Annotated in this window: 14 protein-coding genes; 12 read left to right on the top strand and 2 right to left on the bottom strand. The window is 33.7% G+C overall.

Annotated elements, in window-relative coordinates:
• Positions 1–4 precede the first annotated feature (4 nt).
• The 5 genes from NST14_RS15285 to NST14_RS15265 all read left to right on the top strand — a co-directional run bounded on the left by NST14_RS15285 (position 5) and on the right by NST14_RS15265 (position 4,445).
• Positions 5–511, top strand: coding sequence for a DUF3902 family protein (locus tag NST14_RS15285; RefSeq protein WP_229142782.1), 507 nt, complete (start codon positions 5–7; stop codon positions 509–511).
• A 258-nt stretch (positions 512–769) separates the two neighbouring features.
• Positions 770–1,936 (top strand): serine hydrolase domain-containing protein, encoded by a 1,167-nt coding sequence (locus NST14_RS15280; protein WP_073535843.1) that lies wholly within the window; start codon positions 770–772, stop codon positions 1,934–1,936.
• A 617-nt stretch (positions 1,937–2,553) separates the two neighbouring features.
• Positions 2,554–3,030 (top strand): YbaK/EbsC family protein, encoded by a 477-nt coding sequence (locus NST14_RS15275; RefSeq protein WP_000278064.1) that lies wholly within the window; start codon positions 2,554–2,556, stop codon positions 3,028–3,030.
• A gap of 22 nt (positions 3,031–3,052) precedes the next feature.
• Positions 3,053–3,814 (top strand): YqcI/YcgG family protein, encoded by a 762-nt coding sequence (locus tag NST14_RS15270; RefSeq protein ID WP_001143350.1) that lies wholly within the window; start codon positions 3,053–3,055, stop codon positions 3,812–3,814.
• Complete coding sequence (locus NST14_RS15265) at positions 3,807–4,445, top strand: LysE family translocator (protein ID WP_000624905.1); 639 nt, start codon at positions 3,807–3,809, stop codon at positions 4,443–4,445. Before NST14_RS15270 ends, NST14_RS15265 begins: the two co-directional genes overlap by 8 nt.
• Before the next feature lie 287 nt (positions 4,446–4,732).
• Here the strand turns inward: NST14_RS15265 and NST14_RS15260 are convergent, their stop codons facing one another.
• Positions 4,733–5,071 (bottom strand): DapH/DapD/GlmU-related protein, encoded by a 339-nt coding sequence (locus tag NST14_RS15260; RefSeq protein ID WP_103102615.1) that lies wholly within the window; start codon positions 5,069–5,071, stop codon positions 4,733–4,735.
• A gap of 218 nt (positions 5,072–5,289) precedes the next feature.
• Between NST14_RS15260 and NST14_RS15255 the strand changes: the two genes are divergently transcribed.
• The 6 genes from NST14_RS15255 (at position 5,290) to NST14_RS15230 (ending at position 12,219) form a co-directional block, all read left to right on the top strand.
• Positions 5,290–7,038, top strand: coding sequence for an adenine deaminase C-terminal domain-containing protein (locus tag NST14_RS15255; protein WP_229142781.1), 1,749 nt, complete (start codon positions 5,290–5,292; stop codon positions 7,036–7,038).
• A gap of 336 nt (positions 7,039–7,374) precedes the next feature.
• Positions 7,375–7,854: a MarR family winged helix-turn-helix transcriptional regulator gene (locus tag NST14_RS15250; protein WP_001044428.1), complete on the top strand. Its 480-nt coding sequence runs from the start codon at positions 7,375–7,377 to the stop codon at positions 7,852–7,854.
• Between the two features lie 89 nt (positions 7,855–7,943).
• Entirely contained in the window at positions 7,944–9,389 is a 1,446-nt protein-coding gene (locus NST14_RS15245) for an aryl-sulfate sulfotransferase (protein WP_000509954.1), read from the top strand.
• 174 nt (positions 9,390–9,563) lie between these two features.
• Positions 9,564–10,586, top strand: a complete 1,023-nt coding sequence (locus tag NST14_RS15240; RefSeq protein ID WP_109629738.1) for an ABC transporter substrate-binding protein — start codon at positions 9,564–9,566, stop codon at positions 10,584–10,586.
• Positions 10,587–10,600: 14 nt separating this feature from the next.
• On the top strand, positions 10,601–11,380 hold the full coding sequence (locus tag NST14_RS15235) for an ABC transporter ATP-binding protein (protein ID WP_000255349.1): 780 nt from the start codon (positions 10,601–10,603) through the stop codon (positions 11,378–11,380).
• A gap of 14 nt (positions 11,381–11,394) precedes the next feature.
• The gene (locus NST14_RS15230) at positions 11,395–12,219 is read left to right on the top strand and encodes an ABC transporter permease (protein WP_000114663.1); all 825 of its coding nucleotides are present in this window, start codon (positions 11,395–11,397) and stop codon (positions 12,217–12,219) included.
• An 81-nt stretch (positions 12,220–12,300) separates the two neighbouring features.
• Here the strand turns inward: NST14_RS15230 and NST14_RS15225 are convergent, their stop codons facing one another.
• Entirely contained in the window at positions 12,301–13,677 is a 1,377-nt protein-coding gene (locus tag NST14_RS15225) for a catalase (RefSeq protein WP_103102618.1), read from the bottom strand.
• Positions 13,678–13,949: 272 nt separating this feature from the next.
• On the opposite strand from NST14_RS15225, the gene NST14_RS15220 reads away from it, so the two are divergent.
• Positions 13,950–15,167 carry an aspartate aminotransferase family protein gene (locus NST14_RS15220; RefSeq protein WP_061536730.1) on the top strand — a complete coding sequence of 406 codons (1,218 nt, stop codon included), beginning with the start codon at positions 13,950–13,952 and terminating at the stop codon, positions 15,165–15,167.
• Positions 15,168–15,353: the final 186 nt, after the last annotated feature.

The raw sequence follows: 15,353 nt of genomic DNA, 5'->3' as shown, positions 1-15,353 counted from the left end.
TGTAATGAAATCAGTATTAAAAAGCATACTTATTTCCTTTGTTTTTTCTGCAGTAGGTATGTGTTGGTTGCTGTTCTTATTATTCAAAGGGGACGGAGACTGGTTATTGTCTTGGATAGGCGTATTAATGGCATATTTATCTTTATTCACTTTAATAGATTTATATTGTAAAACTACATACGACAAAAAAATAAATAAATGGCTTATAAAAACAGCGGTGACTAGCTTTAGTTTTGCTGTGTTAGGAATTTCATTTTGTATCATACACGAGCTATTAACACCATGGAGTCTCAGTTTAATGGTGTGGTATTGGTTGGTAATGTTAGTGTTATTTTTAACGACCATACTATCATTAGTCAGTCTCGTATTTGTTAATCGTAAAAATCATAATTTCACCGGTGGATATAGAATACTCATACTTCTAAATGTATTACTTACATTAGGACCAGTATTATGGCCACTATTACTTTCTATTATTGGAAATGGAATGAATGCTAGTGCGGGCTGGTAAAAAGGAATTTAGATTAGTTGTGTAAAGAATAGGATGACAAGTTGATATAGAATTTTAAATGTTTATGAGAACATGTTTACATAAAAAATGAAAACATGTTCTCTTTTTATTTGCATGCATAACTCTTCCTCAGTTAACTTTATTTAAATTTAAACGTAAGTATTTCGTAAGGAATGGATAAGAAAAAAGACAGTTTTATCATATAGGATGAAAGTATAGCTTGAATCAATACGATATGAATAGGGGAGAGAAATCCTTATGAAAAAACGTAATTCAATGAAGTTAGCGAGTTTGACAGTTTTATTAGCGGGTACTACTCTATTTACACCTGGTTTTACTGTGAAAGCAGAGTCTACTCAAAGTATTTCTAATTCGTCAAAAGTACATGATCAAAAGAATCGGAATGGCTGGAAACAAGTATTACAGGAAACAATCCAAATTGGAGCACCAGGGGTATTAGCTAAGACGTCTAATAAAGGGAAAATTAGTAGTTATACTGCTGGCGTAGCAGATTTAAGCACAAAGAAACCGGTGAAATCAGATTATCGCTTTCGAATTGGTAGTGTGACGAAAACTTTTACCGCCACGACGGTTCTTCAATTAGTTGGAGAAAATCGCGTACAACTTGACGATTCAATTGAGAAGTGGCTACCGGGTCTCGTTCAAGGAAATGGGTATGATGGCAATCAAATTACGATACGCCAACTTTTGAATCATACAAGTGGTATCGCTGAATACTTAAAGTCAAAAGATGCTGACATAATGAATTCGAAAAAAACGTATACAGCAGAAGAAATAGTGAAAATAGGTCTTTCTCTACCTCCAGATTTCTCGCCGGGTAAAGACTGGTTGTATTCAAACACAGGATATGTAATATTGGGAATGCTAATTGAAAAAATAACTGGTAATAGTTATGCGGAAGAAATCGAAAATCGGATTATTGAACCTTTGGACTTGTCAAATACGTTTTTACCAGGTAATTCACCCGTCATTCCAGGAAAGAATCATGCTCGTGGATATGTGAAAATGGACGAAACAGGCGAGTTGAAAGACATTACGTATTATAATCCGAGTTTAGCTAATGCAGCTGGAGATATGATTTCTAATGCGGATGATTTAAACAAGTTCTTTTCATCTTTACTCGGTGGTAAGTTACTGAAGGAACACGAGTTAAAAGAAATGCTTACTACAGTTCCTATAGAAGGAAAAGGGGTTGGTGATGGATATGGCCTTGGAATCTATGAGACGAAACTTCCAAATGGTGTCTCAGTTTGGGGGCACGGAGGATCAATTCCTGGGTTTATGACTTTTGCTGGTGGAGTAATTGGAGGCAAGCATACATTTGCTGTCAATGCTAATTCTTTAGGTCCGGTTGAAATCCTTACACAGTTTAATAAAATGATGCAAGTTGAATTTAATAAATAATAGATGAAAAGAGTTCTACTATAGAGGTATATAAGGACTTGTATGTGATTTAATTGTTATGAAAATATACTCTTAAAAAATCCCGAATCATGAGCAATTTACTTCCCATGATGCGGGTTTTTTATGTGCTGTTACAAGAAAAGTAATGATGTATTTAAATTTCTTCATTTTACTATAAATCTATTATGTTTATTTGATATTTCTTATTTATAGTGACTTTTACATTTTTAAAATATTGCAACATACAAAGGTAAGTAGTTCTAGATTTCGGGGTTAATAATAAGTGAATTCTGATTTTTGTTGAAAAATATTTAAATGTATTTCCGTAATTTACATAATAAGGTACTTTTATCGTATGAATTAATAACAAATAGAATTAAGTATACAAAAATAGATAATTATGATTTGTGTAAGAATGATTGACTATTATGAAAAATAATGATTAATATAAGTTTTATATTTTAGTTCCATTTATATCACAAATTTGTATTTTATTTCAAATTTAATTGTGTCGTAAACTATAATTGAATATATTGTGAAAAAGAATAGGGAGCGGGAACAGCAATAGAAAAGGCTATCTTTTCAAATTTTGTAATGAAATCAAAGGAAGGATAAATATGTATAAACAAGTAGTAGAACTGTTAGAAGAAGCGGCTATATCGTATACACAATATACACATGAGCCAATATTAGATTATGAAACAGATAGAAAAATTAGAGAAAGGTTTAAATTAGAAGGTGTACCCAGTAAAAGTTTATTTTTAAAAGATAAATCAAATAACTATTACATATTTGTAACTGTTGAAGGAGAAAAATTAGATTCAAAACTTATGAAAGATTTGGTTGGAAAAAAGATTTCTATTTGTTCAGCCGAGGAGTTAATAGAAAAAACTTCTTGTGTTCCAGGGTGTGTATCTCCATTTGGCTATTCAGATGAAATCACACTTATTATAGATCGAAAAATTTATAACTATAATAAATTTTTGTTATCTCCCGGTATACCTGAGATAACAATTGAAATACCTACAAAAAGTATAAATAAAATCTTAAATATTGTTGAGAATAATATTTTAATATATGAGAAAAGATCATAAATATATTAGGGGGATTTTAGTAATGCCAACTACAAAAATGTATTTATACGATCAAAAGAGAATAATTGAAGAACAAAATAAAGGGATTTTAGATGAGTGGAAAACTATATCTTTCAATAATTTTCACGATAGCATTTTAGATCAATCTAAACCATTTCCGTGTTATTTTGCAGTAGATTCTGAGAAACATGGTTGGTCTAGATATATATTTTCTGAATCGGCTTATGATGAAAATGAATTGTTCAAACTAAGAGATGGGATTTATGAATATATTAAAACATATCAACAAATTGCAAAGAGAACTACTTTAGTAATATTTTTTAAACCATCTAATAAACAATTACTGGCTGAAGAATACAAAAAACAATTTTGGAATGTATTACAATTTTTAATGAGAAATGATCCGGAGCCATGGAATGCAGAAATACCAATAGATCCTTATAACGCTAAATGGGAATTTTGTTTTGGTGGTGAACCTATATTTGTCGTTTGTAGGGCTCCAATATATTCTGAGAGAAAAAGTAGATATACAGGAACCGGCCTTGAAATTACGTTACAACCTCGAGGTACTCTAGATGATATTACAGGTGATACAAAACAAGGGAAACAAGTACGGAAAGTGATTAGAAAACGTTTGTTAGCATATGATGATATTCCAATGCATCCAGATATAGGGGATTACGGAATAAAAGAAACCTTTGAATGGAAACAATATATGTTACCAGAAACAAATGAAGAAAGTGTAATGAGATGTCCTATTACGGGGTTGAAGAAAAATGATTAGCATGATATTCAGTTATATATTATTAGGGATTTCATTGTCTGCACCAGTCGGTCCGATTAATGTTGCTCAAATAAATAAAGGAATAAAAAATGGTTTTTTGAGTGCATGGTTAGTAGGAGTTGGAGCAATGTCAGCAGATGTTGTAATGATGTTTTTAATTTACTTTGGTATTTCGACTTATTTAACAACTCCAGTTGCCCAGCTCTGCATTTGGATTTTTGGTTTTGTAACGATGATTTATTTAGGCTATGAAAGCATGAAAGAAGCTACTAAACAAGTTCAATATATTTCATCAGGTGAAAAAGAACATCCTTTAAAATCTTTTCTATCGGGGTTTGCTATCGCAATTTCTAATCCATTAAATATTATTTTTTGGATAGGGATATATGGATCAGTTCTAACTAGTGCTATGAATACTATTGGAAAAGAACAAGCTTTATGGTATAGTGCAGCCATTTTTGCTGGGATTATGCTTTGGGATATATTTATGGCTACATCTATTCATTTTGGTAGAAGATTTATTAATCATACAGTAATGAAATGGATTTCTATAGTAGCAGGAATTGTTTTAATTATGTTTGGAATATATTTTGGCTATGAGGCAGTAAGAGGGATTAATAGACTATTATGAAATGATTGATAATTAGAGTGGATAGTTATTTTTTAGAACTTTATTCATAGCGAACCTTTTGGTTTTTGAATTTGTTAATTGATAAGTATAGGTTAATTCCTTATAGTAAAAGACTTATAGAATCATTCTATAAGTCTTTTTATTGCTGTATAGAAAAATATATAGGTACATTCTCTTCTCACAAGAAGAAATAAAATTTTTAACAAGAGTGATAAAATAAATATATAAGCAGTAAAGCAAATTTCAATAAAAGTAGCTTGTTTGCATTTGAAAAATCTAGAATGTTTTTAATTGCTATGAATTACTTTCACAACTTTTGTGAGCACTCCTGCAACGACAATGTTTGCAGGTACATCTTTTGTAACAACTGCACCTGCAGCAATAACTGAATTGTTTCCAAGTGTCACACCAGGAAGTATGGTTGCACTAGACCCGATCCATACATTTTCACCAATTGTAACAGGGGAGGCGTATGTCGTGTTTCTTGTTTCTAAAGTTAGCCCGTGATTAAGTGTGGCAATTGTAACATTCATACCGATTATACAATTGTCTCCTATTTGAATCCCATCTCTATCCTGAAAAGAACATCCATTGTTAAAAAATACGTTTTTGCCCTTGCAAAATATTCATTATTCTTTCAAAGGTTCCAGTAAAACAACTTCACAGAAATGTTCATGTTCAAATGAGGAAGAAGTGAACAATAAAACGATTTATATTCCGAAAATTGTAATTTTTATGATTGTTAAATATAATAGTGGTATATATTGAGTGGACTTAAATAGAAAATAGTTTAGTTAATTAATTATTTTTCGTCTTAACTAATATGGCATTGGAGTGAAATACATTGGGACAAAATCAGTTCAGATGGAGTAACGAGCAATTACGAGAACATGTTGAAATAATAGACGGTACAAGAAGTCCTCATAAATTATTAAAGAACGCAACATACTTAAATTCCTATATACGTGAATGGATGGAAGCAAATATTTGGATCTATGATGACAGAATTATATATGTAGGAGAAAAACTACCAGAGCAACTACATGAATGTGAAGTTATTGATTGTGATGGAAAGTATGTCGTTCCTAGTTACATAGAACCGCATGCACATCCATATCAATTATATAATCCAGAGACGTTAGCGAATCATGCGATGCAATTTGGGACAACAACTTTTATTAATGATAATTTAACTCTATTTTTCACATTAAAGCGTGAGGAATCATTTCATTTATTAGATGAATTTAAAAAGCTTCCAGCTAGTATGTATTGGTGGTGCCGTTTTGATGGACAAACTGAATTGCAAAATGGGGAATCTTTATTTAATAATGAAGAAATAATAGAATGGCTACAGCATGAAGCAGTTCTTCAAGGAGGAGAGCTAACAGCATGGCCAAAATTATTACATGGCGATGATGAAATGCTAACTTGGGTGCAGGAAACAAAGCGATTACAGAAAAAAGTAGAAGGACATTTCCCAGGAGCATCTGAAGCAACGTTAGTAAAATTAAAACTGTTAGGTACAGACTGTGATCATGAAGCAATGACGGGGCAAGAAGTGTTAACTCGTCTTATGCAAGGTTACACTGTTTCTCTTCGAAACTCTTCCATCCGACCAGATTTAGAAGTTTTATTAAAAGAACTACTGGAATTAGGTGTGAAGCAATTTGATAGATTCTTTTTCACAACAGATGGTTCTCATCCGTCCTTTTATGAAAACGGAATGACGAATGTAATGATTACTACTGCTATAAAGCAAGGTGTTCCAGTAATAGATGCATATCATATGGCAAGTTATAATATTGCTCGTTATTATAATATGGAGCATATACATGGTTCGATTGGGACAGGGAGAATTGCAAATATCAATATTTTAGAAAGTAAAGAAAACCCAGTACCAGCGAGCGTTATTGCAAAGGGGAAATGGGTGAAGCGTGACGGTGTAAATACGCATGAAGCATTACATATAGACTGGAGTAAATGTAAAGTAACTCCATTATCATTAGATTGGTCCATAGAAAAAGAGGATATGATTTTCTCTAATAAAACGGGTATACACTTATTAAATAACGTTATTACAAAACCATATACTAGTAAAATCAACATAGAATGTAATGAATTGTCCACAGATCATGATGAATGTTTCCTTATGATGATTGCTCGTGATGGCAGTTGGCGAGTGAATACAGTTGTGAAAGGTTTTGCGAAAGAACTAGGTGGGCTTGCTAGCTCTTATTCTGGTACAGGTGACATCATTCTTATCGGAAAAAGAAAAGAAGATATGCTTATAGCTTTTCATAGAGTAAAAGAGCTTGGCGGGGGAATGGTAATAGCTGAGAAGAATGAAGTATTACATGAAATCGCATTACCATTGCTCGGAATTATGTCTAATTTAAAAATGAGTGAATTAATACAGGAAGAGAAACAGATGGTGAAATTACTACAAGAGCGTGGCTACGCGTATGATGATCCAGCATTTACAATTTTATTCTTTTCTGCGACGCACTTGCCTTTTATACGGGTAACGCCTATAGGGCTATATGATGTGAAAAGTGGACAGGTAGTTGCTTCGCCGGTGAATTTGATAAAGTAATATTAGAAAGAACTCCTCCGCTACAGTAGTTATGTAAAGTGGGGGAGTTTTATATTTTAGATGTATTGTTATAAATAGGGTTACATATAAATAACCTCAAAAATAACCTTAAACGAGAACAAATAGATAAATTAGGAAAATATATTTTTAAAACATACTTGACGCATAGGAATTAATGGATTAATATGTGGATATTACTTATTTTACCACTCATTATTTTAATGCTAAAACAAATTGAATAGCTGATTGGATAACCAAAGGCACGTATACATTTCATAATTTTGAAATGTGTTCGTGCCTTTTTGTATTATTCATAGAGCAAGGAGCGGAGGAGATATGAATAAAACGATGCCAACATTAATCGAAGAAACAGATTGGTTGTTTCGTAAAATGGTCCGTAAGTTTGTAAAGGAACGTGACAAAATTAAGATTGAAGGTATTATGTTGCCGGGCATCTTAATATTAAACAAAATTATTCGAGATGGTGAGCAGCGTCTAACTGATTTAGCAGAAGAACTGGATTTTACATCAGGAGCGATTACGGCATTATGCGATAAGTTAGAAGAAAGAGGCTTGGCTATTCGGAAACGTCATCAGGAAGATAGACGAATCACTTTACTTGATATTACTGAAGATGGCCTGAAATTTATAAAGCGAAATAATAAAATAAGAACAAGTTTTATGTCTGTTTTATTCGATGGATTTTCAACAGAAGAATTACAAGTGCAGACCGAAGTTTTTAAACGCTTAGCCCATAATTTAGAACACCTTTCGGATACAATTATGAAACTAAGCAATGAGAATACAGAGGAATAACAAAGAATACTATTACTCTAGTTATTTAGGTCTGAAAATTCAAACTGTTAAAAGGTGACTTATTAATAATATGAATAGGAGTGGAAAGAATGGGACATCCAACAATTTATCCAACAGGGGCAACAGTATATAATCCCGGGAAAGCTTGGAGTGGTTATACAATTTATCAAGCTGCAGATCATGGTGCGTTATTAATTGATATGAATGGAAAGGAAGTACACTTATGGAAAGGACTGCGTGGATTTCCAAATAAGTTATTACCAGGCGGATATGTTTTTGGTCATACAGCACAAAGAGATCCTGAGTACGGTTTTCAAGATGAAGTAGATTTAGTTCAAGTAGATTGGGAAGGAAACATAGTCTGGAGATTTAACCGTCTGGAACACATTGAAGACCCAGGCCATGATCCGCAGTGGATGGCTAGAGCTCATCATGATTATCAGCGTGAGGGAAATCCCGTGGGTTACTATGCACCAGAATTAGAACCGAAAACAGATGGTGGAAATACGTTAATTTTAGCACACAAAAATGTACATAATCCGAATATATCCGATAAGCCGTTATTAGATGATGTCATTATTGAGGTAGATTGGGAAGGGAATATTATATGGGAGTGGGCTGTCAGTGATCATTTTGAAGAACTTGGATTTGATGAAAGTGCTAAAAATGTACTATTCCGTAATCCTAATATTAGATCCTTTGGTGGTAATTCGGATGGAGATTGGATGCATATAAATTCTATGTCTACAATTGGTCCGAATAAGTTTTATGACCAAGGAGATGAACGTTTTCATCCTGAAAATATTATTTGGGATGCTAGGGAGTCAAATATAATTGCCATTATTGATAAGAAGACAGGAAATATAGTTTGGAAACTCGGTCCTGATTATTCTAGCCCAGATGTTAAGCATTTAGGATGGATCATTGGACAACATCATGCACATATCATTCCGAAAGGATTGCCTGGAGAAGGGAATTTACTTGTATTTGATAATGGTGGTTGGGCAGGATACGGTCTTCCAAACCCTGCATCTCCATACGGTTCCAAAAATGCTGTTCGTGATCACTCGAGGATTCTAGAAATTAATCCAGTAACTTTAGAAATTGAGTGGCAATATACGCCAACTGAAGCTGGATATCAAGCTCCTTTAGATTCGTATCGATTTTACAGTCCATATATTAGTTCTGCCCAAAGGCTACCAAACGGAAATACATTGATTACAGAAGGAGCAGATGGTCGGATTTTTGAAGTTACTCGTGAGCATGAGCTTGTATGGGAATATATTTCACCTTATAAAAATAACAGAAACTCCAATATGGTTTACCGTGCGTATCGTGTACCGTATGAGTGGGTACCTCAACTAGAAAAACCAGAGGAGAAAGAAATTACTCCTCTTGATATAGCAGCATTTAGAGTCCCGAATGCTGCAGAAGCTGGTACGGAATCTGTTGTGACAGTCGAAGGAACAATATCTTACGGCACCGGAGATTTCTGTGTAGCGACATTGGAAGAAATAAATAAAATACGAGATTAACGTTAGTAATTTAAAGTGTGGGGAGAGTCATTTCCCCCACTTATTAAAATGAACTTGATAGGTTTGTTATATGACAAAACGTTTCCATTTCTTTATTTGTAATAATTCAACGTAATATTTCGGTTAAACAAATCTTACTTCAAGCTTGAACAAATTGTTATGGAGGAATGATAAATGGTGAAACTAAAGCCTTTATTTTTAAGTTTATCAATGGTTACTAGTTTAGCTGTAGCAGGATGCTCAAACTTTTCAAAAGAAAATGCGGGAACGACAAAAAGTAATGGAAAAGAAACGGCCGCGGTGAAAATGGCTATAGATACAGCTGCTGGTGGATCTTTTCAGTTTAGAGCTGCCGAGAAACAAGGCTATTTTGAGAAAAATAGTATTAAAGCTCAACTATCGAATTTTGCTTATGGAATTGATACAGTTAATGCGGTATTAACGGAACAAGCTGATACAGGTCTTGCTGCTGATTATGCGCTTTTAAATTCGTTAGGAAAAGGGGATATGGTCGTAATTTCAACACTTACGCGAGGAAATGAAAAATCATCAAAAGACAATGAGCTTCTAGTTAGAGAGGGGATTAAAACAGAAAATGATTTAAAAGGTAAAAAGTTAGGCGTACCTAAAGGGACTGTAACGGAGTATGTTTGGGCGAAATATTTGGCAGCGAAACATATTAATGAAAAGGATATTTCCTTCGTTCCATATAGTACACCAGACGAAGCTATTGTAGGAATGAAAAATGGTGATATAGATGCTGTTTGGAGTTCTGGTGCATTAAAGGATAAATTTAAAAATATAAAAGGTGTAACAAAATTAGGTGATTTAGAAAGTGCAGGCGTTACAATTGACAGCTATTTACTAGCAAAAAGATCATTCGTCGAGAAGAATCCAAAAGCCGTTGAAAACACACTTAAGGCTTTATCTGAAGGTATTAAATATGTAGATAACAATAAAAAAGAAACCGCTAAGCTTGCTTTTGAGCAATTGAAACTACCAGAGAAAGATGCGTTAAAAGATATTGAAAGACAAAACTATGTTCTTGGATTTACAGAGGAGGACGCAAAACATTTAGAAGATATGAAAGTATGGTTAGAAGAGAAAGGGAAACTGAAAGATAAATATGAATTGAAAGATAAAATTAATCTTGAAGCACTTAAAAAAGCTTTCCCTGAATCTGTTACTTATAAATAGAATAGGAGTGAAGTATGGTGAGTACAGTAAGTGAAAAAGAAGTATTGAAATCTCCTGTGGCCATTTCTATTTCTGGGTTATCTAAATCATTTAATAACGAACAATTTGTTTTAGAAGATGTAAATTTAACAATTGGGAATGGTGAATTTTTTATATTACTTGGCCCAAGCGGATGTGGAAAATCTACGTTATTAAGTATGCTTGCTGGATTTGTTGAAAAGACATCAGGGAAACTAATAGTCAATAATGAAGAGGTAATTAAGCCTGATAGAAATCGTGGCGTCGTATTTCAACAAGCAGACGCAGCGCTTTTTCCGTGGCTAACAATTAAAGAAAATATTGAATTTGGTTTAAAAATGAAAAAAATGATAAAGCAGACCCGAAATGATATATCCTCTCACTATATAAAACTTGTTGGACTAGATGGGCATGAAGGAAAATATCCAAGAGAACTTTCTGGAGGAATGAAACAAAGAGTTCAATTAGCACGTGTGTTAGCCAATGACTCGCAATTTTTATTAATGGATGAACCATTTGGAGCACTCGATGCAATGACTAGAAGAACAATGCAAATAGAGTTAATTCGAATTTGGAAAGAAACAAACAAAACGATTATTTTTGTCACTCATGATATTCAAGAAGCTCTATTACTTGGGCAAAGAATAGGGGTAATGTCTAAAGGACCTTCTTCAAAAATTGAAAAGATTTACGATATTCCACTACCGTATCCGAGAACATTTACAGATAAAGAATTTAATTACTATTATCAAATGATTCAATCACACTTTGATTGAAAGGAGGTCCAAATATGAGCGTGTTGAAAGATGAGATTGCAAGAAAAGAGACTATTTATGAAACAAATAATTTCAAGATTGGTTTACAAAAGAAGCTATTACAAAGTGGAATTATCGCTTGGATACTTATCCTTACGATATGGAGTGTTGTAGCGAAATTTTCTGATCCGCAATTTTTGCCAAGTCCGATAGCAGTTTTGTATGGAGCAATTGAACTGAGTCAAAATGGTTCCTTATTTATATATATAGGAGTTAGTTTTTTAAGAGTAATAGCTGGATGGATTTTAGGGAATCTTGTAGCCATTCCGGTAGGATTATTAATTGGCCGAATCCCATGGTTAAGAGCGCTATTTGATCCAGTTATCAATTTTATTCGCTTTATTCCACCTCTTGCCTTTATAACATTATTTATGCTTTGGTTTGGTATTGGAGAGCAATCTAAAATTTTTCTCATTATGTATGCAACTTTCTTTATTGTGACGATTAACACAATTACCGGTGTGCAAGCTGTTGAAGAAGATAAAATTCGCTCAGCGAGAAGTATGGGAGCATCAGAATGGCAAATTATGTTCCATGTCATCATACCAGCAGCACTTCCTTATATTTATACGGGGGCAAAGCTTGCAATGGGATCCTCATTTATGGCCATTGTTGGAGCTGAAATGGTTGCAGCTAATGAAGGAATTGGTTATATGATTTGGAATGCAAGGTTATATTTCAAAACAGATTGGATTTTTGTCGGTCTTGTTATTCTTGGATTGATGGGCTTCTTGATGGATCGGATATTTAATAAATTCGGAAGTGTAGTTCTGAAAAGATATAATGTGGTGAAAAAATAAAAAAGAGCCATTTAGCTGACTAAAAAAGGTTAGATAAATGGCTCTTTTTTATGAAAAAAGTCGATGCGTTCTTACTTCTTATTATTTTTCTATCTTGGTTTCAATCCTCTTCACCAAATCAGCTGACACGTTATGAAAATACTCTAACACTATCTTTCTAATATCATCAGATATAACTTTCAAATCACCAGCTAAGTTTTCTGCAAGATGTTCTTTTTCTATCGGTTTTAACTTCGAATAAAATTCACCAGCCTGCGTAAAGTCATCTTGTTTCGATATAGAAGTTCTCTCAATTTTACCTTCAACGTACCTTTCGTCACCGCTCGTTATTTGATTAGCAGGTCTCCAATCTTGCTGTTGGTTAATTGCTAATTTACGAAATTCAGGACCAATTCTTCTTCTTTGAGAATCACTATAAATGTTAGCTCGCCCTTGCAACATTTTATCATCTGATAATTCAGCACCGTCAAGTAAATTAGAAGGGGAGAAAGCGACTTTTTCTACTTGTTCCATATAATTTTCAGGGTTTTTATTTAATACCATTTTGCCGACTGGTATAAGAGGATACGCTTTTTCATCCCATATTTTTGTATCATCTAAAGGGTCGTAAGAAAGATGCGCTTCATCTTTCGGGTCCATGAGCTGGACATATAAACCATATTCCACTGGTTTACCGTTTGCAATTGCATCATATAAATCTTTGCCGCTATAATCAGGGTTTTCGGCAGCCAGTTTATTTGCTTCCTCGCTAGTAATGAATTGTACACCTTCAAATGGGTACCAATGATACTTTACATACTTTCGATTGCCTTCTGCATTTCTCCAAACATATGTATTTACACTATGTCCTGGGATGTGGCGAAGGCTTTTGGCCGTACCATTATCAGAGTACAAACGGACAACGAAATGTATGGATTCAGGTGCTCTAGCGACAAAGCTCCAAAATCTATTAGGGTCTAATAAGTTATTTTTAGGTGAAGGTGACAACGCTTGAATGGTTTCAGGGAAACGCATCGGATCGCGTACAGAAAAGACAGGAATGTGATTACATAATAGATCGAAAATACCTTCTTTTGTATAAAATTTTGTAGAAAAACCGCGTACATTTCTAGAAGTATCAGGTGTTCCTTTCGTGCTAACAGCTAATGAAAATCGCACCATAACGGGAACTTTCTCATTAGCATTTTGTAGGAAATTTAGTTTAGTATGTTCGGGCATTGGATAGATTGTTTGAAAATAACCGAACGCACCAAATCCTTTTACATGAACAGGTCTTTCTAAAATTTTTTCGTGAATAAATTGTTGTAACGCCTCGTGAAGCACACTATCTTGCTCTAGAACAGGTCCACGTGAACCAACTGTTTGAGAGTGAAGGATTGCTTGTTCATTACGTTCTCCATTATCATTAAAGTCTTTCTTTAGTAAAGATTGTCTCTGTTTATCATAGTGTTCATTCATCAATATAGCCTCCAAATCTTTTTCGTCCATTTTTACTAAATATGATTTTATAGCCTTGATTATGTATAACACGCTAAGTTCAAACTAGTTACAGACCGCTAGATGAGAAAAACGCGTATGTAGTGGACCTGTTGAAATAGAAGAAATTATGGAAAAATGAATATCGGGAAGAACATTACTATTAAAATTTCAATCTTAAAAATGAATTTATACATGACTTTATAGAAAATGAACATAAATAAAACAGGGAAAATAACTAGGAGGAATGTAACATGTCGGATTGGTTTCAATTAGATAAAGAGTATATGATGTCAACGTACTGTCGTACAAAGCTTGCGATAGAAAGAGGAGCAGGGTGTAAACTGTATGATGTGGATGGTAAAGAGTATATAGACTTATTTTCTGGTGTCGGAGTAAATGTATTAGGATACAATCACCCGAAAATCGTACAAACAACAATGGATCAAGTTACGAAGTCGTTGCATTTACCGTTTCATTTTTTAAATCCAGTTGCGATTGAATATGCAAAGAAATTAGTTGATTGCTCTTTAAAAAACGGAAAGGTCTTTTTTACAAACTCAGGTACGGAAGCGACAGAAACGACGTTGAAATTAATTGATAAATATAGAGCTATTATGCATGAAGAACGTGAAGGAATTGTAGTGTTGAAGAATAGTTTCCACGGGCGTACGTTGGGGGCACTTCATTTTACAAGACAAGAAAGTGTATATCAAAATTTCCCGAAAACATCGATCCCAGTATATGAAGTTGAGCGCGAGAATATAGAGCAATTAGAAGAGACAATAATTCATGAAAATCCAATTGCAATTATGTTAGAACCTGTATTAGGAAGCGGGGGAATTTATCCATTATCGGGTGAATATTTACATGGTGTTCAAAATTTATGTGAGAAATATAATGTACTACTTATCGTTGATGAAGTTCAAAGTGGTATGGGGAGAACAGGAAAACTATTTGCTTATCAAAATTTCAATATTACACCACATATTATTCAAATTGGTAAAGGAGCAGGAGGCGGGATACCACTTGGCGGAATTATTGTAGGTGAAAAGTTATGTGATGTATTTGCACCAGGAGATCACGGCACCACATTTGCTCATTCATCAATGGGAACGGCTTTAGGTTTAACTGTATTAAATACATTACTTGACGATGGTTTAATGCAAGAAGCATATGAAACGTCACTATATTTGAATGACAAACTGCAAGACATTCAGAAAGAAAATTCTTATTATATTCAGGAAGTGCGTCATGCGGGGATGATGTTTGGGATAAGTGTGAATGACACGAATGAAAATGTGAAGAAATTACAGATTGAGTTAATGAGTAAAGGAATGTTGGTCGATGTAACACAAGGGAATATTATTCGATTACTTCCGCCGTATATTATTACGAAAGAGGAAATTGACGCATTCATTTATGAGTTTATTTCCTGTATTCATAACATAGCTGCTACAGCAAGTATTTAAAAAAATATAAAAAAATATAAAAAGCTGAAGAAGTCGCTATTTTAGCGGCTTCTTCAGCTTTTTAAAATAGTAAATTACTTAACCTAGAGAGCATCTCATTGGACAAATAATTAATTATGTGAAACAATAATAACAGATAAGGAGACGTTAATTTTCCTTAAGTGCTTCGAATTAATTTTATTCAAT

Source organism: Bacillus sp. FSL W8-0519 (assembly GCF_038005585.1).
GTDB classification, from domain to species: Bacteria; Bacillota; Bacilli; order Bacillales; family Bacillaceae_G; genus Bacillus_A; species Bacillus_A paranthracis.
The sequence above is the reverse complement of the archived record's forward strand: the minus strand, read 5'-3'. Positions and strand labels throughout refer to the sequence as shown.